This is a genomic window from Corynebacterium sp. UMB0012 (genome assembly GCF_030216265.1).
Lineage (GTDB): Bacteria > Actinomycetota > Actinomycetes > Mycobacteriales > Mycobacteriaceae > Corynebacterium.
In genome coordinates this window covers 1-22,430 of the sequence record NZ_JASOKQ010000030.1, presented here as the reverse complement: position 1 = coordinate 22,430, position 22,430 = coordinate 1, and the positions used below count along the sequence as shown (strand labels likewise).

General features: G+C 56.9%; 22 protein-coding genes. 1 reads left to right on the top strand and 21 read right to left on the bottom strand.

The genetic code is table 11. The features are described from left to right. Positions 1-78 precede the first annotated feature (78 nt). Positions 79-579 carry a hypothetical protein gene (locus QP324_RS11020; RefSeq protein WP_284816066.1) on the top strand — a complete coding sequence of 167 codons (501 nt, stop codon included), beginning with the start codon at positions 79-81 and terminating at the stop codon, positions 577-579. A 35-nt stretch (positions 580-614) separates the two neighbouring features. Here QP324_RS11020 and QP324_RS11015 read toward each other — a convergent pair whose 3' ends face one another. The 21 genes from QP324_RS11015 to QP324_RS10915 all read right to left on the bottom strand — a co-directional run. Continuing rightward, positions 615-941 carry a hypothetical protein gene (locus tag QP324_RS11015; RefSeq protein WP_284816065.1) on the bottom strand — a complete coding sequence of 109 codons (327 nt, stop codon included), beginning with the start codon at positions 939-941 and terminating at the stop codon, positions 615-617. Positions 942-963: 22 nt separating this feature from the next. Beyond that, entirely contained in the window at positions 964-1,254 is a 291-nt protein-coding gene (locus QP324_RS11010; RefSeq protein ID WP_284816064.1) for a hypothetical protein, read from the bottom strand. A 393-nt stretch (positions 1,255-1,647) separates the two neighbouring features. Beyond that, complete coding sequence (locus QP324_RS11005; RefSeq protein ID WP_284816063.1) at positions 1,648-4,263, bottom strand: pyocin knob domain-containing protein; 2,616 nt, start codon at positions 4,261-4,263, stop codon at positions 1,648-1,650. Between the two features lie 5 nt (positions 4,264-4,268). Next, on the bottom strand, positions 4,269-4,622 hold the full coding sequence (locus tag QP324_RS11000; protein ID WP_284816062.1) for a hypothetical protein: 354 nt from the start codon (positions 4,620-4,622) through the stop codon (positions 4,269-4,271). Beyond that, a complete protein-coding gene (locus tag QP324_RS10995; protein ID WP_284816061.1) occupies positions 4,612-5,205 on the bottom strand; it encodes a hypothetical protein in 594 nt (197 codons plus the stop codon). Before QP324_RS10995 ends, QP324_RS11000 begins: the two co-directional genes overlap by 11 nt. After that, the gene (locus QP324_RS10990) at positions 5,206-6,840 is read right to left on the bottom strand and encodes a hypothetical protein (RefSeq protein WP_284816060.1); all 1,635 of its coding nucleotides are present in this window, start codon (positions 6,838-6,840) and stop codon (positions 5,206-5,208) included. Between the two features lie 3 nt (positions 6,841-6,843). Beyond that, a complete protein-coding gene (locus tag QP324_RS10985) occupies positions 6,844-7,692 on the bottom strand; it encodes a hypothetical protein (protein ID WP_284816059.1) in 849 nt (282 codons plus the stop codon). Then, on the bottom strand, positions 7,693-12,549 hold the full coding sequence (locus tag QP324_RS10980; protein WP_284816058.1) for a phage tail tape measure protein: 4,857 nt from the start codon (positions 12,547-12,549) through the stop codon (positions 7,693-7,695). A 391-nt stretch (positions 12,550-12,940) separates the two neighbouring features. Next, a complete protein-coding gene (locus QP324_RS10975) occupies positions 12,941-13,297 on the bottom strand; it encodes a hypothetical protein (protein WP_284816057.1) in 357 nt (118 codons plus the stop codon). Positions 13,298-13,396: 99 nt separating this feature from the next. Continuing rightward, positions 13,397-14,113 carry a hypothetical protein gene (locus QP324_RS10970; protein WP_284816056.1) on the bottom strand — a complete coding sequence of 239 codons (717 nt, stop codon included), beginning with the start codon at positions 14,111-14,113 and terminating at the stop codon, positions 13,397-13,399. Then, positions 14,114-14,500 (bottom strand): hypothetical protein, encoded by a 387-nt coding sequence (locus tag QP324_RS10965; RefSeq protein WP_239228223.1) that lies wholly within the window; start codon positions 14,498-14,500, stop codon positions 14,114-14,116. A gap of 289 nt (positions 14,501-14,789) precedes the next feature. Beyond that, positions 14,790-15,125 carry a hypothetical protein gene (locus tag QP324_RS10960; protein WP_284816055.1) on the bottom strand — a complete coding sequence of 112 codons (336 nt, stop codon included), beginning with the start codon at positions 15,123-15,125 and terminating at the stop codon, positions 14,790-14,792. Continuing rightward, a complete protein-coding gene (locus tag QP324_RS10955; RefSeq protein ID WP_284816054.1) occupies positions 15,119-15,577 on the bottom strand; it encodes a Gp19/Gp15/Gp42 family protein in 459 nt (152 codons plus the stop codon). Before QP324_RS10955 ends, QP324_RS10960 begins: the two co-directional genes overlap by 7 nt. 21 nt (positions 15,578-15,598) lie before the next feature. After that, positions 15,599-15,961: a hypothetical protein gene (locus QP324_RS10950; RefSeq protein WP_284816053.1), complete on the bottom strand. Its 363-nt coding sequence runs from the start codon at positions 15,959-15,961 to the stop codon at positions 15,599-15,601. A 14-nt stretch (positions 15,962-15,975) separates the two neighbouring features. Then, on the bottom strand, positions 15,976-16,917 hold the full coding sequence (locus tag QP324_RS10945) for a hypothetical protein (RefSeq protein WP_284816052.1): 942 nt from the start codon (positions 16,915-16,917) through the stop codon (positions 15,976-15,978). Between the two features lie 13 nt (positions 16,918-16,930). After that, a complete protein-coding gene (locus QP324_RS10940; RefSeq protein WP_239228229.1) occupies positions 16,931-17,320 on the bottom strand; it encodes a hypothetical protein in 390 nt (129 codons plus the stop codon). After that, positions 17,321-18,811: a head maturation protease, ClpP-related gene (locus QP324_RS10935; protein ID WP_284816051.1), complete on the bottom strand. Its 1,491-nt coding sequence runs from the start codon at positions 18,809-18,811 to the stop codon at positions 17,321-17,323. Then, complete coding sequence (locus QP324_RS10930; protein WP_284816050.1) at positions 18,804-20,021, bottom strand: hypothetical protein; 1,218 nt, start codon at positions 20,019-20,021, stop codon at positions 18,804-18,806. Before QP324_RS10930 ends, QP324_RS10935 begins: the two co-directional genes overlap by 8 nt. A gap of 103 nt (positions 20,022-20,124) precedes the next feature. Further along, positions 20,125-21,756: a hypothetical protein gene (locus QP324_RS10925; RefSeq protein WP_284816049.1), complete on the bottom strand. Its 1,632-nt coding sequence runs from the start codon at positions 21,754-21,756 to the stop codon at positions 20,125-20,127. Between the two features lie 19 nt (positions 21,757-21,775). After that, entirely contained in the window at positions 21,776-22,063 is a 288-nt protein-coding gene (locus QP324_RS10920; protein ID WP_284816048.1) for a hypothetical protein, read from the bottom strand. A gap of 121 nt (positions 22,064-22,184) precedes the next feature. Then, the coding region (locus QP324_RS10915) for a hypothetical protein (RefSeq protein ID WP_284816047.1) at positions 22,185-22,430 on the bottom strand (246 nt) is incomplete at its 5' end.

Sequence of the window (22,430 nt, the reverse complement as noted above, 5' to 3'; positions counted from 1 at the left end):
GAACTCGACGGAATACTTTCTAGGCATAGTTCAATCCTTCCTTAGCTGAGGTAGGAACTAAACCCAGGACGCTTCACCTTGGCGAAGAAGCATGACGTGATCGTGTTGTTCACCGCTCAGTCGGATGCAAATGCTTCGCGCTTACCGGGTGGGTATTGGACCAATAATTCTACCTACACTGCCATTCGCCCAGCCGCGGCGCAGGCCCCGAAGTGGCAGTTCAGCTTCGGCGACACCCGCGCCCTACTGGAATCCATCACGACGTTCGTTCGGGGCTTAGGCCTAGATATTGTTCTGGTAACTTCCCCGTACCGGTACCTGAGCTGGGAGACGGATAAGTGGTCTCGGCTCAATTTCGGAAATAAACGAGTTCTAGGCGAATACCAGAAAGCCCGCGCCGAGCTTACCAACACGTACCGGGAAACGGCACAGTTGAGGGAAATCCCCCTGCTGGACCTGGAGCAGATCATCAGCGGCGATCCGGCCCTGTTTTATGACGAGCTCCACTTCAACACAGCAGGTCATGAAAAAGCCGGGAAAATCATTACCGAATACCTCAAAGATCATCTCGGCAGCTAAACGGCCGAGTCTTTTTCACTACCGCCTTGCTACGGTCATGGTGTTTCTCCGATCTTGATGAATGTAACTCGTGTTTTTCCGTCGCCCTCGCCGGTGCCGATGAGGATGATTTGGGAGTCTGGGGTGATGTTGACGTGGCGGATGTACGGGGATTCTGGGGCGGGGATTTGTTCGCCGTATTGTCCGTGTTCACCACCGCGTATGTTCAGTAGGGGCGGGTTAGTGCCGGTTCCCTCTAGTACCATGAGGTACAGGCCATCTAGACGGTGACGGTCATAAACATGATTCTCTAGCCACTGGTTTGATTTTCCAGCACTAGCGGCAATTGTGTAGGCGCGGCGGTTAATGAGCTGCAGTGCCATTAGCAACCACCGCCCACAGTTGCTAGTTGAGGCGCGTGATGTAGATGGTTCCGGTGGCGTCCTTTTTGGCGTATATCATCGGCTCGATTGTGGAGGTGATGAGTACGTCCTTGCCCTGGGTTGACCATGCGTCCGTGTAGAGCTCGAAGCCCTGTGGGGACTCCACTCGATAGCGCCCTGGTGCGAGTACGAGCCGATAGTTTTGGTTGGCGCACCATGTGGTGGATTGGCCTTCCCATCGGGCCCATGAGCCTGTACTGGGGGTGGCTGTGAAGGCTGCTATTTGTGGGGAGCTGATTTTCTTTAGTGCCATGCTGCCACCGCCTTGCGTAGCAGTCCAGCGCATTTACGAGAGAGAGAGAGAGAGAGAGTTTGTTACTGGTGTGACTAGCACAGTTACGTAACCTCCTTTTTCAGACGTGGCACGGAAGCGCAGCTCGCCCGGCGAATCCCACCGCATACGCACCGCCGCCCCAGACTGGAAATTGTGCCACTGGTACGAGTTGTCACTTTTCGTGTACAGCCCTAGGCCTAGTGGGAGTGTCACCTCACTGGTAGGAATTACGGTTACCGCGTATACGCCTGGTTCCATTGGTAAGCCGTAGTTCGACCCCTCGATAGGCACCCAATCATTGTTTGTCCCCACGGGGATTTTCTTATCAAACGCCTGGGTTCGCCCCGGCGCGAATAGTCGTTTCAGCATTGTTTACACCACCTTGTAGATGTTTCCGGTTTGGGCGACCTGGATAAAGTCACCTTTTTGGCAGCTGGTTTCTTTGGTCTTGGCTTGGTCTTCGGTTTCGACCGCCCACACCATGCCGACGGTGCGGGCTTTTTCGGCGGCGATGGCTGCGTCCAACTGGGTTTTGGATACGTCGCCTTTGAGCTCGTCTTTTTGGGCTTGGGTGAGGGACTCGAATTTGATGGCGCCGTCTTTACCGTCGGTGCCGTCCTTGCCCGCCGGGCCTGATAGTGACGGCCCCGCCTCACCATTAATCACCAGACGGTCACCACGCCACTCCACATCCACATTGCTGCGAATGCGATTCTCACCCAACGGCCCCGCATACCTCGCCGTCGTGCGCCAGGTGCCCCACTCACGTGTCTGGCGGTCATAGGCGGAGTAGTACACATCGATGGTCATGGACTCGCCTTTACCGGAGAGAATGAATCCGGTCTTGTATAGGGAGTCGTGGCCGTCGCCTGCCTGCGGCACCAAAGGTACGGGGGATAATTCCCACTTAGTGCCATCCGCAGAGTGCAGGAGGTAAATCACACCATTAACACCCGTGGTGCGCCGGTCAGCATCCGAAACAATGCCCCAGTATTCACCATCGCGGTATTGGATTTCGGAGTGCCAGAAATCCCTGTCAGATGGCAGCGTGAAGTCCATCGAGCATTCTTGCGGCTTACTCCAATCAGACGGGGTGGGCACCGCCTTAGTGGACTCCACCCAGACGATCTGATTTGGCGAGACGGTCGTGGAAATGAAGTACATTCGCCACCGGTCCCCTAGCCACATCAGTGACTGCGCCACCGTAGACGAATGACGGTCGGAAAGTTCCGGCCACCAAATCTTCTGCTTCGGCGACCAGTGCACACCATCGCGGCTCATCGTCATCCAGAATGACTCACGCCCCTTGTTCGGGCGGTCCACCATGCGCCAGGTGATCACCATTTCGTTATCGCGCATAGTCAGGTGTGCGTCCGAGTTGTACGGGTCAGGGCGGCCCTTAGCGTCATCAATCGGGTTAGTAAGCCCGTCCGGCACCTGCCAGTTCACACCATCGTTGGATACGACGATGTTGGGGTCCTCGTGGGCCTCATTAAAGTTCGGGTATGGGGTCATCACCATCCAGTAGCGCCAACCGTTCCACCCGTCCTCAAAAAACAGCACGGAAGGGTGCACCGCTTGGCCGGAACCCTCATGGGTGGGGATTTCCAGTTTCTCGCCGGGCGGTGCCGTCCAACCCCACACTGGCGTTCCTTCTTCGCCGCGCAGGAGGAGTCGCAGGAGTCCTCGGTCTGCCATTTGGTGGGAGCGGGTGGCGTTTACCTGCGCAAGCGGGGAGCCACCGCCTGCGCCAGCCGCCCCACTGCCGATACGTACCCACTCCGACCAGTTCCTGCCATTGTCGCGGGTGCGCTGCATTACTGGGTTATCGCGGTCTGCTGCGCCTACGGTGGTCCAGCGTTGCACCACTTGGCCGGTATCAAGGGCTAGGACTTCCACTACAGCGGGGTTAATCGCTACGGGCAACGTAGGCTTATTAACCAGTGACGATGCTGTGGAGTAGTTGACCACCTGGTACATGCCGGAGGTGAGGTAATCGTCCATGTTGGACATTTTCGGGATGGGGGTTTTCTCCCACGTCGCATTTTCCCAGGGCTTCTCCCACGGGGACCAATTACCAGCGGTGTCACTGTGACGCGTGTAGGTGATGTTTGGGCCGGTGGCGGGGCCGTTTACCGTCCAGCGCTGCACACACGCCTTACCACGGATACTAAAGACTTCCAGCACGCCGGAATTAATGGCGAGGGAATCATTGGGGAGGTTTCGCATAGAAGCAGCGGCAGTGTATGAGTTGACTTGGTAGAAGCCGGACGTGGTGACCTCGTTAAAGTCAGTTTTTAGCTCCAAATTAGTGCGATACCAGGAGTATTTCGCGCCGATTTCCTCCCACGGTGACCACTCACCAGCGGTATCACTATGGCGCATGTAGGTGAGGTTGGGTCCGGTTGCTGGCCCGTTGACCGTCCACCGCTGCACACACGCTTTACCACGCAAGTTAAACACTTCTAGGGTGCCGGAGTTGATAGCGTCCGGCACGTCTGGAAGATTCTTCGCCGACGCGGCCACACTGTACGAATTAATTTGGTAGAAACCGGAATCCGTGACCTCGTTAAGGTCAGTGCCCTTTTCTAGCCCGCCTTTAGGCCACTTAATGACCGAATCGATCTTGTCGGCGGCTTCCTGCAAAATCTCACGCATACCACCCTTAACATCCAGGTAGTCCTGCATGTTGGAGCTAAAGCCAAGGGCGTTAGCGATAGCTTCCCATATCATGCTCATTCCTGCGGCGGCGATAAATGGGATACTGTCAGACCACCCCGGCCCATCAACATACAGCCAGCCCTTTACCCCCTCGGTGGCGGTCACAGTGAAACTACCAGTCCGGTCAATGTTCACCCGGCGGGGTTGGGTGACAGTGATACCAGCGGCAGACGGCTGCGCATACGCAGACTTCACCGTCACCTCGGACACGTCCTCCAAAGGGCGGGAAGTAATATCGGAAATAGTGCCGGAAAGCTTAACGGCCATAATGATTATCCTTTCTCAATTTGTCCGGTCTCCCCGTTAAAAAGCCGCCACTTAGGCTGCAACGGTGGCTTGGCGGATTTCCCGTCCCAGTACAGGACCAGCGGAAGATTATTCAGCGTGCTTACAGGGACATACTTGGATAAGTCCGGTGGTTTCTTCCCCTCTAAAGCGGCTACTCGTTTAGAAAGGTCGGAGGTTCCTTTGTTTGCGGAGTCTGCTTGGGCGGCGATGTGGGCGAAGGCTTTACCGGCTTCATTGCCGGTGTGCTCGGCGTCGGAAACGATGTCTGTCGCGTCTGTGCGTCCATCAACCGTGTAGTTCTTTTCCACACCGTCGCCACTGTTGGGGTTAATGCCCATCGTCTAGCTCCTCCATCGCTTTCAGCCTCTCCAAACGCATCGCTTCGGCAGCAAGCTGGGATAACTCCAACGCGCTAAGCCCGTCGAGCGTCTTTGGTGCTGGTGTTGTGGATTCGGCACGTGCCCGCTTCTGCTCCACGGGTATCCACGCGACCTGCTCACCCGGTGTGCCCATGCCACCTAGTGGGTCGAGTTTCACCGCCGGGCCAAGCGCCAACGTCACGTCGTACAGGCCGGGCTTAGCAAAAGTCCCAGTCAAGGTGCCGTTATGCCGGTGTAGCTCAATACCGGGAGGAAGATACCCCTCCACGATGCGCACACCGCGCCTATCAGCACCCGGAATCTGAAAGTCCAACGACTCCCCAACCGTGGCGTGCTGGCGGTCACTATCAGTGTCGAAATCAACCGCCCACCCAAGCGTGACAGTCTCCGACTCCCCCACCTGAAAGCGAGCACCCAACTCATCAAAGACATGCCGTGCCACAGCAGACTCGCGACCCTCCGGAACCACGCCCAGAAACAGGCCCGCGTAAGGGTGCTCCGACTCCGGCACCCCTGTGGGCACGATATAGCGGTAATCCATTTATCCTCCCTTTGTCACGGCCAGCCGGCCAATCACAGCACGAACATTCTCCTTATTCGCCTGGTAGAGCTCACCCGGCGACGCCAACGAGGAGTAGTCACCAATGCGCAGTTGCCAGCCAACTTCCTGCCCCGGCTTCGAGGTCCACGTCAGCCCACTGACGTAGGCTGCCCACACCACGCCCCACGCGGTAACACCGATGGTGTCGCCAAGGTCGAAATCACGGCCCGGCAAATACGGGTCGGGGTTGTCGATGGAGAACTCGGCGCTGATGCCGCCCTCCGTTTCCTGCTTCGCCTGCCATGCTTTCTGCAGCGATTCCACCGTATTGGATTCACCAGTTTTGGAGATAGCCGTGAAACGAGACCGGCCATAATGAAACTGTCGGTTTTTATCCACGTACTCGTTGAGGACAAACAGGCGGTCAGCGGACATCTCCGCCAGAAGCTCGCCCGCGCCTTTAATACCCTCCGCAATAGGAGGACCAATGCCAGGAATCGCAGCCACCGCCGCAGCAATAGCCGACTTAATACCAATATTCGCCGCCTTATTCACGATGTCTGGTGACTTACCACCCACCAGCCAACGGTGGTCGGTGGACTTGCGCAGCTTCACATCTGGGGCGTCCATGAGGGTGTAGACCACCCACGGGCGCCGCCCATCGCTATTTCTAATGTCCACGTCCGCGAACTCGGTAGTGGACGTAATGAAATCGTCACTGCTAATCGTGCGTTTCAACTGGCGAAAAGCCTGCCCCACGATGCCGGCCGCGCCTGTGACCGTAGCCCTGGGGGCGAAGTCGATAATCGTCGTCGGCAACGACAGCTTGGTATATGACGGGAACGGTTGCGGGTCGCCTGGTAGCCACAGCCACGCGAAAGGCTGCACACCTGCCGCCGCCCACGTCGCTTTAAGCAAGTCCCAGGCGTTATCCCAGCGTGCGGACACCACGCACCATTCGGAGCGGTTGCCCGACATGACTGGGGAGCAAATCACCGGGTGCATCGACGGATTAAACCCACGCCACTGGCGAGGGCTCGTGTAGCCCGCCGTCCACGAGAACATGCTGTCCAGAAGACTCGGCTGCTGATACCCAATAAGGTTACGGCCAATCAACTTGCGCGAGACTTTTTCAGCGCTGCCGTCCTGGCGGTCCTCCCACTGCAACTGCACAACCTTAGACCGGTTGGACGGGTCCGCCCACAGTGGCAAGTGCTTTAGGTGCTCCATCGAGTCCACACCCGTGAGTTCCACCTCGGCGGGGTTTCCCTGCGGGTCGCCACCACGAGGGTTGATTTCCAGAATGCGGTAGCAGCGGCGTTTAAGACCGGGGCGCTCCACGACGACATGCACCGCGCCATGAATAAGCGCATCGAGGCTTCCGCCCTTATCGAGGTTGCGGAGGTCATCGCGTAGTAGGTAGTCCACCACGGGGTTGACCACACCCGGCGATACCTCACCCGGCAAGGTCATGGACATGTTGCCCACGTCCGCAAAAATGCCACCCCACTCGGCCTCTAGCCAATCCTCAATATCGAGCACCGGTTCCCAGTTCTTGTTATACAGGCCGACGTACTGTCCGTGGGCTTGCATGACCGCTTCGCGATGAGCCTTATGCTTTTGCCAATCAACCATGCGTCACCTCCACGGGCTAAGAAAGCGCGGGGTGACCTCTAGGGTCAGGCCCGCGCCCAATTGGAAATTGTTTTTCGTGTGGGGCTGTATGGTCTCCCCTACGAGTACGCCACGCAGTGATGACCACGTGCCAGAGTCAACGTTGCCGTCCTCGTCGGTGACTTGGCCTTGCATACCGCGCTCCAAATCAATCCACCGAGTGCCCGGCCCACTACCCAAACTCACACGCAACCCACTAGGCAGCGTGAAGTTCGTGGAGCGGCCATCCCACTTAAGGCGAAGTTTCGGGGGCAAATCACCCGGAACCGTCACAGTGACGTTACCGGCGTATGTCCTAATACCCCCAGACCAGAACCCATCAAGACACCTATACCGAACACTATCTTCAATAAGACGTGCCCCTGACGGATCTAGCTCAACCTCCGCGAAACCATCCAGCCGCACACGCGCCTCACGGTTACCACCATCACGCGCCACGACCTTCAGCTTGCCGTCCTCAAAATAGGACCACGCATTACGCCAATCCCGTAAAGTCTCCATCACCGAATCATCAGGCCCCGGACGAACAACAACATCCAACTCGCCATCAAACGCCGGAAACTTCGACCCTGTCACACGAGAACCGTAACGAGTGACCGACCCTGTCGAGGAGATCTCCACCTCACCGAAGCCGCCACCAAAACCACTCTCTTTAAGAACCACACGCTGCTCATCCGCTTCCGTGTCAAGCATCGAGTGCAAGATGAACTGCTCGCCAGGGCGATGCGGCGCAGTATAGGTGATTTTGTAGCCAGGCGGGTCCGGCAAATCGAAACCCGAAAAACCGGAACCAAACCTCACAGGATTCACCATCTACATCGCACCTCCCCTAGTCGTGCCAGCCACAGCCACACTCGTACGCCGCCGCAGCTTGCCAATCTCCTCAGTGTTGATAGTGACCTCGCCTTCGACCTTGTCCATGCGCTTACGCAGCACCTCCTGGCCCTCAAGGTTGACCACAAGCGTCATCCCATCATCAGACTTCAGGCCACCGCGCTTAATGTCACGCCACTGGTCACCGTTAAATACCGGCTCCGGCTCATTCGACAGATTCACGGCAATACCACCAGGCTTAAGCCAGCCGCCCTGGTCAAATACACCAACCTTGTTCAACAGCTTCTCGGCATTACCCATCTGCTGCCCATAGCGGTCAGGAAAGGCAGAAACCTGAACCTTCTGCGCAGCAGCTCCCGGGTCCATCGCGTGATAGTCGAAGCCCTTGAGCTTGTCGAAGAACATGCCGGCCGAATCGTATGGGGTCATGCGCTGCTTCACGGTGCCCCAAGCTCCGTTATCACGCTGCTGGAAAAGACCCACAGAATCGTAATCCGAACCAACAGCATCGTGACGGAATTTCAGCGACTCCGGCACAGCCCGATTCGCCCACATTTTCAGCGGGCTACCAGACTCCACCAACGCCGTCGCAATACCAATCCTCGCAGCCAGCTTATCCAACCTCATATCCTTCGCCTTGCGAGCAATCTCACCAGCAAAGAAATCAGGGCCCCACGTCGGGCCTTTTTTCTTCTCCGGTTTAGGCGCTGCAAGCTGCGGGTCCTTAGCCATCTTCGCCGGAGACAACGACGTTGCCGCATCAGACTCAATCGCCTGGGCATTCTTAGCGGCCACGCTGGTGCGCGGCTGCTCCTTAACCTGCTTCGAAGTGACGATACTGTCACCGCTTGGCAGCAGGTCTTTACCCTTGGTGGTCAGCAGCTTCTTGATGGTGGAATCTTTCATGCCGAGCATGTCGAAGATTCCGTCTACCGCGAAGTCCAGAATCGACTGGTCGCCCAGCCCCTTCGCGGCGGTGGCCTTAGCCGCATCCTCCGGCGACAACGCAACCGTCACCGTGTTCTCACCAGCGCTACCAGTGGTGTCGTCGGCACTCACAGAGACGGGCACACCGTCAATGGTCATGCTTGCGCCGTCCGGAATGGCATTCTGGTCAAGAATCTTGTTCATCTTCGGCGGCTTCGGCGGCTTAATGGTCTTATAGAAGAACGTGGCGAAATAGGAGTCCCACGCGCCAGCAGCGCGTCCACCAATCTGGCCGTTACCGCGAGCACCGCCCATCTCAATATTGGTGCCGTCCGGCAAAGTACCAGCGGTGTGACCGCCCGCAGGCCCGCCGTTCTTGAAGCCGATTCGCAGGTCGCCCTTCTTGCCACGACCACTCTTGAAGCCGTGAGAGGACAACCACGCAGCTTCATTGCCGGTAGCGAACTTACGGGGGAACGGGTTAATGCCAGCAGCAAACGCAGCCACTGCTGACATGGCTCCAGAGCAGTCGCCCCAGTTCGACCCGCCCCACACGTAGGGAGCACCCTCTAGGGAGCGCGCCGCCTGGTGCCCATTAGCAGACCGGCCTTCCACGAAATCACGCAAACTTTTGACCGTAATACCGCCGTTGGCGAAATACTGCGTCTTAGCCGGTGCAACCTGGGATGCTGTGCCCGGTTCGACCAGATTTCCCTTCTTATCTAGGACGGTCAGGCCGAATATGTCCGCGGTCTTGGCAAGTATTTGTGTGGAGCGTTTGCGCTTGGACTTGGCTAGTGGGATGTAGGACTCGCCGCCGGTTTCCGGCTCCGCCCAGATACGCCACTCGCCGCCCTTAGCAATCTGCGCCGTGTGCTTCTCCTTCGAGCCGCCGTTAGCGTAGCGCTCTAGCTTGTCGATACCGCCGTCAATGTAGGCACGGGTAATACCACCCTGCTCCATGTAGACGCCGCCGCCCGAGAAGCCAATCATGCCTCGAATCTTGTCTGGCATGACCGAACCAATAGCATTCTCAACCTGGCCAAACATCGACTTAATACCATTAATCAAGCCACTAATGATGTTCTTACCAGCGTTGACCAGCCACGAGCCAGCCGAAGCGAATACGCCCTGAACCTTGCTCGGAATCTGTCCGAGCACGCCCATCATCTCGCCAATCTTGTTGCGAACCGTACCCACCATTCGGCCAATAGCTTGGCCAAACGATGCGGCAACCTGCTTCGCATTCTCGAAGATGGACTTAAAGAAGTTCATCGCCGAGTTGATAACGCCATGGACGATGTCGGAAATTGCTTGGCCCATCGAGCTGAACCGATTACGGATATTCGAGAAATTACCCGTCAGCACGTCCGCCAGCAGACCGGCCGCGTTACGGAAGAAATCCCACGTTGGCTTAATGACGCCATTCCACACGTTGGAGATAAGCGAACCCATCGTGCGGAACGCGCCGCCAATCACAGCAGTGAACACCGAGGCAACGAACGTACCTACAGCCTGCGCAACCGACATGAACAGCGACAGAATAGGCTGAATAATCCCAGACCACACAGCAGAAATGACGCTGCCAACGAACTGGATAGCCGTCCAAATTCCATTAAACGCAGCCGTAACGACAGAGCCCAAAACTTGGAAGCCCGTCATCATCACGTCAACAATCGGCGCAATCCACGTCTGGTAAAACTCACCAAAGCCGGTGGTGAACTCCGCCCACTTGGCCTTCATAAAATCCCAGGCAGCGACGGCAACATTCTTCAAATCCACGACGCGGTCGCGGAAGAACGTCAACGCCGTGAAAACAGGCGAATCTTCACTAATGCCCAGCGCGGCGGCATAATCAGTCGTGTCACCAGTCTTCAAGAAATCGAGGGCACCAGAGAAAATCTCCTTCACCCTATCGACCGCGCCAGTAACCTTCTCCACCGTGGCATCCCACGCGCCAGAAATCATGTCACCAATCTGAGAGAAAACAGGGCCGAAAGTAGACTGAATCCAATCAAGACCAGCCTGAAACTTCTCAACTACCCAATCCCAGCCAGCACCAAGTGCCTTGGTAAACGAGTCCCACATCTTGCGGCCCGTTTCCGTCTTGGTGAAGAATGCCCACAGTGCTACACCGGCAGCAACAATCGCAGCCGTAATCCACGTAATCGGAGATTTCCACATGGCCGTGTTCAGAAGATTTTGTGCGACAGTGGTCTCCATAATCGCGGTCTTCATCGACTTCATAACGCCGACAAATCCGCCAGCAGCCTTAAGACTAGACACCGCGTTATAGGCAGCCATGCCAGCAGTCAACGACCCCAGAGCACCCACAACACCCAGAACCGGGCCCTTATGCTCGCCTAGCAACTTCAGAGCATCAGCAACACCAGACACCGCACCCTGAGCAATCTCCAAAGCCGGGACTAAAGAATCAAAAATCTTCGTCGCGATAGGCTCCAACGCCAGTACCGCCTGGTTCTTAAACTGGTCCCACCGCTCAGAGAAACTAGCGGTCTCCTCTGCCAGTCCCCCAATCGTGTCCGAGGTGGCACCAGTCGCATCCATGAAATCATCCACAGACAGAGTGCCGGTCTTCACCGCATCCACAAACTGGGCGGCACCACGAGTGCCGAAAATATTGGACGCCATATCAATCGCTGCAGCATCATCACCCGCATTGATAAGTTCCTCGATACTGCCGATCGTTTCTTTCAACGCTTCCGGCGCGTCACGCCCCTCAGACGCAAACTCCGCCAGCGCACGCTGCATCGACTGCAGCGTCTTATCTGCATCCAGACCGGCCTTATCCATCTGGCCCACAAGTGCAGCAGAATCAGCCATCGAGAACCCGAACCCGCGCAAAACGGGGCCAGCCTTCACCGCCGACTGCGACAACTCAGTAATCGTCAACCCGGTCGCCTGCGACACTTGGAACAACTCATCCAGCGCGGCCGGCATGTCCTTCGCCTCGATACCAAAGCCAGACATAGCCTTCGATACCTCGTTGATGTCCGCATCCACGCCGAGGTTCTGCAGCTGCATGAACTGAGCCGTCATCTTCTCAAGCGGCTCACCAGTCAACCCCAGGCGTGTATTCAGATCCGCAAGCGTCGAACCGATAGCCCCCATGTCGGAGCCGACACCAATGGACTCGCCAGCGACCTTGCGCATCGAATCCTGCAGCTCCTCAAACGCAGCACCACTAGCACCAGTGCCCGCACGAATCGTGTCATACGCATCATCAAACTGGGCACCAATGTCATACGCAGCTTTACCAGCCGCGCCCACCGCGCCAACAACCACGGCACCGGCGGCGGCAATCTTGCCCAGAGAGACCTCAAACCCCTGGCCCTTGCCGTCGGCGTCAGCCGCGGCGTCGCCAAACTCCCGGGTTGCACCGGTGGCTTCGTCCGTGGCATTCTCGAGGTCTTTCTGTGCCGTGGCGAGAGAATCGGAGGCACGCTTCGATTCCGCCATGGCCTTTTCGACGCCGCGCTCTGCCTTCTCAACATTCTGCGCAGCAGTCTCAACCTTGGCGCGCTTGGTGAACACGTCACCTTCAGCCTTAGCCAACTGCTCCGAGCTGGCCTTGCCAGACTTCTTCATGTCCGCCAGCTTCGACTCCGCAGCTTCCAGCTGCTTCGCCGCAGCCTGAGACTTCAGCACCTCAGAGTTGCGCTTCGCCTCAGCATCAGCCAACTCCTCCGAGGACTTTTTAACGCGGTAATTCGCCTTCTCGACCTTCGCCGCAGCATTGTCGGTGCCCTTGGAGATGCCCTTCTCGATGGAGTCTCCGGCCTTCTTCGCCGCTTTAGACGCCGGGGCCAAAAGCTGCGACTGCAGCTCTTTATTGATGCCAGACAGCGACACCGTTGTTGGCAAGACTGCATAGCCTGCTGCGCTCATAAAGAAACCTCCATCAAAAAGGCCGCGCAGGCATATCACCTGGCGGCGTTAAACTTTCGGGCCTTCTCACGTGCCCGCTGCATCGCAAACTCACGCTCCTTAGCGCGACGCTCACGCTTAAGCTGCTCCCAACGCGGATGCTTTTGCTCAGTCAGACTCGACCAAATATCCATCAAGACAGAGGACACTTCACTCACAGGCGGGCGGTCTTGAACTGCAGAGTGAAACAGTGACTCGGGCGGAAGATGCTCCGCCAAAATCAACATGCGCCGCAAAGTCATGCGCGACGCTCCCCCACCCTCACGGTAAAAATCCCGGTAATCCAGGTGATAGAACCGCTGAAAATCAACCTCTACCAAATCCTCATGCTGGGCAATGAGGTACAGCAGCCCTATTTTCCCTGGCGGCGCTCACCCCACGCCTCAAACACCTGACGAAACTCCTCAACAGACAGGCCAAGGTCAATGAGTTTAAAGACCTGGTCTTCACCGATGATGGCTTCAAGCACACTCGGAATGTACTTCTGCGCGTAACGCTCGTGGAACACGAACATCATGCCGGCCGGTGCTGCTTCACGAGTCCAACGGTCTTCAATCTCAATTTCTTCGCCATCAACGTCGATGGTGAAGGTAGGGTATTCGATGTTCTCTTCTGGGGTGTCGGTGGTGGTTTCTTCGAGGGCTTCGGCCTGGGCGCCGGTGGCGTCCTTTGGGTCGATGTTGTCGTTCTTTTTCTTGCGAGTAGTCATGGCAGACCCTTTCACATTGAGTTGTTTATTAAGAAACTTGGGCAGACCTTGGGGTTAGGGGTAGGGGCGGTCTGCCAAAATCTCCCCTACCCCATCGCACTACTGCGTAGCGCCAGCCTCCTCGCCGGCACCAGCGTCAGTATCAGCGCCGCGAGACGGAGCCTCCTCCGCAGCGTCGACAGTGTCGTTCTTCTCCTCAGAGAAACGAATAACCTCCGGCAGCTCATCCGGGGTATCGTCACCACGCAGACGCAGGTAGTCATACAGTGCGCCGTACTGGTCCTTGCGAATCTCAGCCTTAAACTGAGTTACGGAAGCACCATCATCGTTACGCTCATTACCGGAATCTGCGTACACCAGAGCACGACGGCGAGAAACATCAATATAGATGTCACCGAAGCTATTGGTGGTCTTGAACGCAATGAACACCTCGGCAGGGTTCTCCGGCGCCATAAGAACACCCGGTTCACCCTCCTTGAAGTCAGAGCCTGGCCACAGCAGCGGGAAAGTCACGTCGTTCATTTCGAGCGCGTCGAAACCACGAACGTCCTTCTTGAACTTGTTATTCAGAAGCTGCAGCACGCCACCAAACGAGTTGATTTCAGTGCGGTCAACCTCCGGCTCCTGCGTAATGGCGGAACCATCGTTGAGCAGACCGACGAAGCTCCACACAGCCGGGTCGAATGAACCATCAATGCCAATCTTCGGATCGGAATCGGTAGAGGTGTAGACCTCCGCGTCCTTCCAGACATCAATCATCCGGGCGCGGTCAGTTTCCAGAGTCTGGGTGCCCTGGTCAGTGTTAGGGGTAGTCATTTAGGAAAGTCCTTTCTTAGTTGAAGCAGCCACGACCGTGACCGCAGCGACCCAACCCTTAACGTCCTCATCTTTCACAATGAGGAACGGGCCGGGAGAAATACGAAAACCCCCAACAGAGTGGGGGTTTAACAGCCAAGCGTTTATCTCACTAGCAGCACGTCGAACTTCCGGCTCATATTTTCCGTACACATTCACACGCACATTCTCAGTCGACGTAGCACGGCCCGAGCGTGGAGAACCATCACTCGACACCGTCACTACCGGGCCATCATCAACCGACCACCCCTGCGGGATAGCCGCCGCGACCCTAATCGACTTCGCCATCACGCCACGCAAAGCGCGGCGAATGACCTCCGGGGCGTTACGCTGAATAAAGTAATCCAACTGCGTCACCTCGGGTTATACCGGTGCACATCCAGGCCTTGCGACGCTGCAGCACGAGTCAACGTGCCGTGCTTAGCCTGCATAGCCAGGCCCTTCGCATGAGCGATAGTGACCAGCGCAACGGGCCGACCCTTACGGTCAGTCTTTTGCGTCACTATGACGGGAACATCCCCGTCCACAGCAGACGCAACCGCCTGAGCCTTCGCCGCGAGTTGCGGAGCCAACGCCGTCAGATTCTCCCTGTACCAAGAATCCGGAATATTCAAACGAGGTTTCCCGACCTTCGCCACTAGCCCTCACCCCTCACACAATCGAAAACCACAGACGGGCGATGCCGCCTGTACACAGGACGACGATGTTTAGACCAGTCCCACGCAGTAATACGCACCTGATACCGCTTACCGCGCACAGTGACCTCATCGCCATCCGAGACAGCAGTGCCGGGCGGCGCCCACACACGCAGAATGTCACGAGTACCCTGCTTGTCCTCATCTGACATTTCAGACAATGACAACGGCTGCACCGACTTCACCACAACCTCACGGTCAGGCACTCCGGCTACTGGGTAACCATCATCATCCACACCACCAGCAGCACCATGAATAATGACTGCTTCGCTCACCATGCACCCCGCTCACTGAACTCTGCACCACGAAACGCAGTACGCCGACCATACGGAATGACACGGCCACCACGACCACGTGGGAACCCACCAACACCAAGGCCCAACAGGTCTAATATCGCATCGTCAATTCCCACACCGCCCCAGTGAAACCGAAGCCCCTGCGAGTACGTCACCGAATCGGACTCCTGGCCCGTAGTCGACGACGCCGATGCAACACCCACATTGTCGCCAATGAGGACAGCCTGAAACACCATCGCACGCACAGCCTGCTTAACTGCAAGCTGCAGCCACCGAGAACCAGCAACCTCACTCTGGAAATCACGCCCACGCCGAGCAAACTCCAACTCGATAAGCTCATAAGACTGCTCAATCAGCGCGTCTACACGCGAGCGTTCTTCATCCAGCAAGGGGCGCGGGAAAACGTCAGCAACATCATCAACGGAGATCTTCATCTGCCCTCCCCTCCTTAAGGTCTAGCGCGACTGATTAACAGTCTTAGTAACAAAGCCCATAATCTCGTTGCGCTTGGTTAATCCGGTGAGCTTAATGCCATTCCGGCGGGCGTATTCTTTCCACTCCGCTACAGGAGCGGTCTTCTTAGGCAACGCCGGATAGCCAGAGTTCTGCACCACCGAAACCGTTTCTTCAACCGGAGTCTCCTCCGGTTCTTCAACAGTCTCCGAGACAGGCGGCTCCGTCGGCTCAGTAGCTACTACGCCCAGCTCAACGAGAGCATCAAAGTCTTTGTCTTCAACCTCGATGACTTCACCAGAACGGTGCACCACCGTTGACCCAAGGGGGTAGCGGGCAGCCTTAGCAAGACGAACTCGCTTCATGCCTAGCCCCCTTCCTAAATAGCGCCAGTGATCTTCACAAGCGCCTTCGGAGCACGCACAACCAAGGAACGGAAGTGCACATAATCCGAACGCCAAGTCAGACGAGGACCACCCATACCAGACTGGCCACCCTCCTCATACCAATCAGAGAATCGCGGCGGCTCCGCCTCAAAGCGAGTACCAAGACCACCAGTCGGGGTCTCCGACATCACGTAAGCAACGCCATCTTCCATGCCGTCATCTACAACGAGCTCGAACTGCTCGCCAATGACTGGCTGGCGACCAATCGGGGTGAAACGCGGGTCCGCATGCGCCATATCGCCGACGTACAGTTCAGTGACCTGCTTGTTACGCTTCAGCGCATTGATGGTGCGGCGGTTCGCCCAGACATAACGACCGGCGTACCCAAAGCGTCGCCCCTCATGGTCGACCGCTCCTGCTAGCAGGTCATCAGCAGCGTAGAGGTCATCCATTGCCTTGGCGTCCGCAGTGTTCCACTTCTGCGCGACCGGCAATTCCTCCACCTGGTCGTCAACTGCAGCGAAAGCTGCAAGCGCGTCACGGCCATTCTTGCGGCGAATCTCCGCAGCACGACCAAGAAGCTCACGCTGCACCGCCGCACCAGAGGTGAAGTTGCGCTGCGCGTAAGACACGCGGACACCAATACCAACAGGCAGAAGATCCGTATGGCGACGCTCACCACGGTTAGGGTCACCGACCGGAATCTCCGCGAACTCCGCAATGGTCTGGGCTTCCTCGTCCAGGCCCGGCGCGGAGTCCAGATTGTAACCAACGGTCAGCTTGCCGCCCGTGTTAAACGGGTCGAAAATCAGCTCATAGGCCTGTTCGCCTTCCAGCAGCTCGTTGACTGCACCCTCGATGAGTTCCGAGGAGGTCAGGATGTCCTCAACGGACAGGTCCTTCAGGTCATCAAAATACGAGTTAGTAGTGCTCATTAGAGTGTTCCTCCTAGGATTCAGCAGCAGCTGCCACAGCAGGCAGCTGGTTGAGGATGGTCAGGGTCTTGCCGTTCTCGGTGGCGCGCACTGCCACGCCGACCTGGACGGAACCAGATGCGGACGCCTTGCCGTCAGCCGCGGCGAATACCGCAGCGCCGGCCTTAATCTCACCGTCGGTTTCTAGCTTCACCGCAGCATCGCCGTAGTGAACGGCGATAGTCGCAGCACCAGGCTCCTTCGGCTCCACTCGACCAGCCTCGGTAACTGCACCAAAGACAGCGCCGGACGCATCAGCATGCTTAATCTTGCCGTTCTCATCAACAGCGACGAGACGGAACTTCTCAGTGTCGGCCGCAACCTCAAAAGAGATGGGGCCGGAGCGGAAAGTAGGGTTCGACATTTACTTATTCTCCTTCTTATTCTGACGGTTTGCCGCGGCCTTGGCGCGCAGCTTCTCAAGCTTGGACATGCCGGCAACATCACCGGAATGGCCAATCTCCTGCACTGGGACAGCCACGTTCTTCGGCAGGTTGCCCCAAATCTTTTCCGCAGCGACCGGGTCAGTCTGGTAAGCGGCGATAGCTGCCGCACGGTGGCCTGCAGAGTATCGGCCTTCTCGGATGTGACGGTCGACCTTCGCTTCGAGCGCTCGGCGCTTGTCCTCTGCGAGCTTTGCGGAGTACTTCGCCCGGTCAGCCATGTACTCGTCCCACACAGCACGCGGAACGGTGACCACGTCCGCCGCAGCTTCTCCGCCGGCAGGGGCAGCGGGGGCATCTTCGCCGGCGCTTTCACCGTCGTTGGTATCTTCAGACAGTGCACGCACCGTCACAGATAGTGGCACCGCTGTATCATTCACCATCACAGTGAACTCAGCGGTCGAGCCAACCTCAGCTCCGGAAGGTGCAGTGACCGTTACCGTGCCACCCTCATCCACGGTGGCCTCGAAACCATCCGCCACATCGCCCATGGTGAACGTGAGCCCTGCGGACTTCGCCAACTCCACCGCGCCAGGGGTCGGCTGCGGTTCAGTCCCCTCCGGGATTACCTCAACCTGCTCATCATCGGCGGTAGTATCACCAATCTTCGCGTCAACGGTGATGCGCTCCGTTGGAACAATCTTCACGTCATCCGGGTAGGTCACATCAACGTCACCGGAAATCTTGACGGTCTCATTAAAAAAGCCGGAGAGTGCGTTCTGCACTTCCTCCGGCTTCTTGCCCAACTCCTGGGCAAGCTGATTAAGAATACTCACTGTATCCCCTTTCTGCCCATCACTGGGCGTCGTAGTTGCGTCCCCCGATTCCGACCGGAGGACAGGCGGCGGCGGAGCCGCAGCCCGGGACGAGTACCGAAACTGGGCAAACACCCGACTTGAACCAGCTGCCGCCTCAACCGGCTTCTTCGCATCCTCAATTGCATCCACCAAGCCAGCCTCTAAAGCTTCCTCGGCGGTGTACCAAGTCTCCGCACTCATCGCCTGCAGCCAGTCATCAAGCTCACCGCCAGCCTTCTCGGCGTAGATTGAGGCAAGCTTCATATCCTGACGCGCCAAATAATCCCGCTTCTTGTCAATATCGTCGGAATTACCAGACAGCATTGTCCACGCCTTGTGGATCATTAGCTCGGCGTTCGAGCGAATCACGACCCGCTCGCCTATACCGACAGCAATGAACGACGCGGCAGACGCGGCCAAGGACTCAATCACGACAGTGATGTCACCGTCATAGGCGCGCAGCGTATTAAGAATCGCGATGCCCTCATACACATCACCGCCGCCCGAATTGATACGTACCCGAACCGGGCCACCATCAAACTCGTTGAGCTGCTCCTGAACTTCCTTGGCTGTATTCTCCCAACCAATATCGCCGTAAATCAACAGGTCATTCATCTACTACCTCCCCGCTGTTATTCTCACCCGCAGGTTTCTCACCCTCCGGGGTTAGGGTGACGCCCATCTCTTCTTCCGCGTCACTCAGTGACTTCTTTGCTTTCAACGCCTCAAACAACGACCGGGCCGCAGGGATACGGAACGTCGACCGCACCCACTGCTCAAGGTTCGGTTCCTTCGTCAACACGCCCTGCGCCGCAAGCTGAGATACATCACCCGGCGTAAGGTCCTTCTGAACCTGAATCCGAGTCGACGTAATCAGCGGAACCGGCCCGTCATAGTAAGGGAACGAAACAGCAACAAGGTCTTCAACAATGTGCTGCGATGCTATATCAGCAATCCATTCCGAAATGGACTGCAACCCTTGAATGAACTCGCCTAGCTGAACATTCGCCAGAGCGTAGGAACCGCCCGCGCCGGTCAGGTTAAGGTGGGTGGCGTTGCACGCAATAGCAATCTGCGAAGCGTGATACTGCATCGCTTTTTCAATATCCGGCAACGTGCCAGAAACACCCTCGACAGGCATTTTCGCCCCAGGCGGCAGAGAATACGCAGTAACCTCACCTGCAGCGTAAGACTCCGCTAGCTCCTGGCCACGGTTCAACTCCTCTTGAACCTGCGACCGGTCCGTAAGCTCAGACGCCTGATACTTCGGAATACCCATACCGTTGCGCTGCATAACCAACGAGTTGAGCTTCTCCATCTTCATCAACTCAAGCCAGTTATCACGCGCAGGGGCAAACACACTAGACCCCTGCCAAGTATCATCACGACGACCATGCCTATACGCCACTAAACGCTCCACGGGGATAAAGGTGTCTTTGCCGCCCTTCACCCCACGCTGCGTGATACCCACCAGTCCACCGTCAGAAGCCACATGAATCTTGCGAATGGATATGTTTGGGCGCGGTGCGAGCTTCCGCAAATGATGACGCCCATCATCACCTAGCTCGTAGACCTGCTCAAAGAAAGCAACACCTGTAAACACGGCTTCCAGGGCCATTTTCAAATGCTCATCCCACGACACACGACCAGTACGGCGAGCCACCTGTCCATCTTCGCCCTTCACAGGCAAACGCAAATCAGTCGACACCAGCTCAACCACTTCTGCAGGCGCGCCGTTCGGCTCAACCGACCATGCAGCCTGCTCAATCGGCTTACGAATTGCATTCTCAACCTGCGAAACCTTCGCAGTAGAACGCATCTCCATAAACTCCGCCTGCTGTGTCGCCCAAGACAACGAATCCGGCCGGCCAATACGCGGAGACCACGCAGGCGACGACGCGTGCCCAAGTTCGCGCACCATCGAATTGTCAGCCAACGAGCGCACCTCCCATCAACTTCTTTCTCGAAAACACCGGGAACGTACCCACCGGGTTCTTCTTCTCAACCTCAACTTGCTTGTACGGCACCTGGAACTCCGCAATGAACTTGTTCAAAGCCCACAACGCAAACGTTCCCGCCACAAGCACTGACACTTCACCGGAAAAACGCTCAATCGACGGATAGCGACCGCCACCATCACGCACTGTTGCAACGCGCAACGCGCCTACCCATTCCTGCGCACCATCATGCGTGAGACGCCCATCAGCGACGGCTTGCTTCAACTCACGCAAAGCACCCGCGACCATTCCACCGTTCAACAACACAGGCTCAATTCCTGCCGCCTGCAAATGCGGCACAAGAACACCAGCCGGAGAATCCTTATCCAGAACAACCGCCGCAGGGTCATCATTCTCCACCACAAAACGACGGATGGTCTTAACGGTGGACTCGACTTCGAACGCCTTATCACCATTCCGCTGCTCAAGATGAACACCCCGCGAAGTCTGCCCAGCAGACACAAAGGTCACCGACTCCGAATCCGGCGACACCTCTACCGCAAGCACACACTCACCAACGGCAACACGACGCTCCACTGCCAACGACCCCCAACGCTCAAACGGAACAATCGGCTCAAAATCATCACCAAGCTCATCGACCCACTGACACAAATGCTCAGTACGAAACGCCGCCTCCGACTTCGACTCACGGAAACCCGCCAACGTCGCCATCGTGATACGCCCATTGCCAAGATCCGGATTCGCCTGCTTCCACCCCTCAACATCATCAATATCCGCCGACGGGTCAGCAGACCACTCAAACAACCCCATACGAGTATCACGCCACGCGCCCTCATCAAGCGGACGCTTCGCCATATTGCGATAATCACGCAACACGACCGAATGGCCTACGCCAGCATTCGACGTAATAACAATCAACCCATTGTCCGGCACCGCAGTGGTAGCTTCCAACGAGTTCACACCCGTGAAGTCTTTTTGAGTACGCAGCTCATCAATGTAGAGCAAATCCACCGTGTCACCACGGCCAGCATTCTCATCAATCCCCACCGGGCGATACCGCTGCCGCTTACCCTTAGTCCACATAGCCTGCGCACCCTTAGAATGGTCAACGCGGCCTAGAATCCTACGCAGCTTCGGGTGACGCTCAATCTCAAGCAGAATCTCATTCCACAAATCAATCGACTTATTTAACGTCTGCGCCGCGGCCATAACTTCCGGCATACGCTTGCGGAAAATAGCCCACTTAATGAGCTTCTTCACCCAGTCAGTCTTGCCATTCTGGCGAGAAATCAAAATCAAAGTCTTGGTAAACCGCAAACGGCCATTCGGAATCGGACGACCACCACGAACCTCCGGCGAAGCGTACAAACGCTCCACCTTCACAATCTCCGCCGAGGGATCGTCCTCCAACATGGCGAACTCGAGCGCTTTTTCTTTCGTCAGCACCTCAAGCGCATGCATCGACAACCACTCCTGATAGTCAGAAAGCGGCTCGCCCAAAATCTCATCGCAAAACCACGCCATATCGTGGCCCCACGACGCCCCCGGCTCATCAAGGTCACGCAGTGGCGGGGTAAACACCCGCGGCAAAGTCAAAGCCACGACCACTCACCCCTACCTGCTAAAACTCGTCATCCTCCTGGACATCATCATTCAAGCCCAGCTTCTGCTTCCCCTCCGGATTAAGCCCCAACCCCGTCAAAACCTTGTTCAACGTAGGCATCGGGCCGAACGAGGTCTTTGAAATAGCGTCCGGGTCACCTGATTCACGCGCCTCGTCAATAATCGTCGCCAAATGCAACGCCAAATCAACCGAAGCCTGGTCAGACTCCACCAAATGGTCTGCAGACTCAACTGCTTCAACGACCGAATCAACCATCGAGCGCAGCCCATCATTCTCAAAATCCATCAACATACCTCCCTATACGCGCACGACCCCCCATTTTTCACCAGAGAGAGAATCCCTGACTGCATGCGGACGGGGCGGTGTCAGGGAGAGGGCGTGTCAGATTTTTTGGTCACCCCCTGGGTCACCAGTTGATTATTTTTCCGCCGGGCCAGTCGAGCCCCACCCCTGTTTCGGTGTCAGTGGTTTGGCCGTGCTTGGCGTACCATTCGGGACCGTGTTTAACCCATGTGCCTTTGCCTTTACCGTTTAGCGTGCGGTTGCATTTGCGGTGTATGAGGCGTTTGGGTGGCTGAAGTGTCCCAGGTTTTGTTCCGTTTGAGTAGATGGGAAAATCTGGAATATGCCAAGAAAATTTGACCAGGATGCA

Excerpts from the sequence above, each read along its gene's own strand:
- QP324_RS11015 (WP_284816065.1), bottom strand. The coding sequence starts at position 941 with ATGGCACTGCAGCTCATTAACCGCCGCGCCTACACAATTGCCGCTAGT.
- QP324_RS11010 (WP_284816064.1), bottom strand. The coding sequence starts at position 1,254 with ATGGCACTAAAGAAAATCAGCTCCCCACAAATAGCAGCCTTCACAGCC.
- QP324_RS11005 (WP_284816063.1), bottom strand. The coding sequence starts at position 4,263 with ATGGCCGTTAAGCTTTCCGGCACTATTTCCGATATTACTTCCCGCCCT.
- QP324_RS11000 (WP_284816062.1), bottom strand. The coding sequence starts at position 4,622 with ATGGGCATTAACCCCAACAGTGGCGACGGTGTGGAAAAGAACTACACG.
- QP324_RS10995 (WP_284816061.1), bottom strand. The coding sequence starts at position 5,205 with ATGGATTACCGCTATATCGTGCCCACAGGGGTGCCGGAGTCGGAGCAC.
- QP324_RS10990 (WP_284816060.1), bottom strand. The coding sequence starts at position 6,840 with ATGGTTGATTGGCAAAAGCATAAGGCTCATCGCGAAGCGGTCATGCAA.
- QP324_RS10985 (WP_284816059.1), bottom strand. The coding sequence starts at position 7,692 with ATGGTGAATCCTGTGAGGTTTGGTTCCGGTTTTTCGGGTTTCGATTTG.
- QP324_RS10980 (WP_284816058.1), bottom strand. The coding sequence starts at position 12,549 with ATGAGCGCAGCAGGCTATGCAGTCTTGCCAACAACGGTGTCGCTGTCT.
- QP324_RS10975 (WP_284816057.1), bottom strand. The coding sequence starts at position 13,297 with ATGACTACTCGCAAGAAAAAGAACGACAACATCGACCCAAAGGACGCC.
- QP324_RS10970 (WP_284816056.1), bottom strand. The coding sequence starts at position 14,113 with ATGACTACCCCTAACACTGACCAGGGCACCCAGACTCTGGAAACTGAC.
- QP324_RS10960 (WP_284816055.1), bottom strand. The coding sequence starts at position 15,125 with ATGGTGAGCGAAGCAGTCATTATTCATGGTGCTGCTGGTGGTGTGGAT.
- QP324_RS10955 (WP_284816054.1), bottom strand. The coding sequence starts at position 15,577 with ATGAAGATCTCCGTTGATGATGTTGCTGACGTTTTCCCGCGCCCCTTG.
- QP324_RS10950 (WP_284816053.1), bottom strand. The coding sequence starts at position 15,961 with ATGAAGCGAGTTCGTCTTGCTAAGGCTGCCCGCTACCCCCTTGGGTCA.
- QP324_RS10945 (WP_284816052.1), bottom strand. The coding sequence starts at position 16,917 with ATGAGCACTACTAACTCGTATTTTGATGACCTGAAGGACCTGTCCGTT.
- QP324_RS10940 (WP_239228229.1), bottom strand. The coding sequence starts at position 17,320 with ATGTCGAACCCTACTTTCCGCTCCGGCCCCATCTCTTTTGAGGTTGCG.
- QP324_RS10935 (WP_284816051.1), bottom strand. The coding sequence starts at position 18,811 with ATGAATGACCTGTTGATTTACGGCGATATTGGTTGGGAGAATACAGCC.
- QP324_RS10930 (WP_284816050.1), bottom strand. The coding sequence starts at position 20,021 with ATGGAGATGCGTTCTACTGCGAAGGTTTCGCAGGTTGAGAATGCAATT.
- QP324_RS10920 (WP_284816048.1), bottom strand. The coding sequence starts at position 22,063 with ATGGATTTTGAGAATGATGGGCTGCGCTCGATGGTTGATTCGGTCGTT.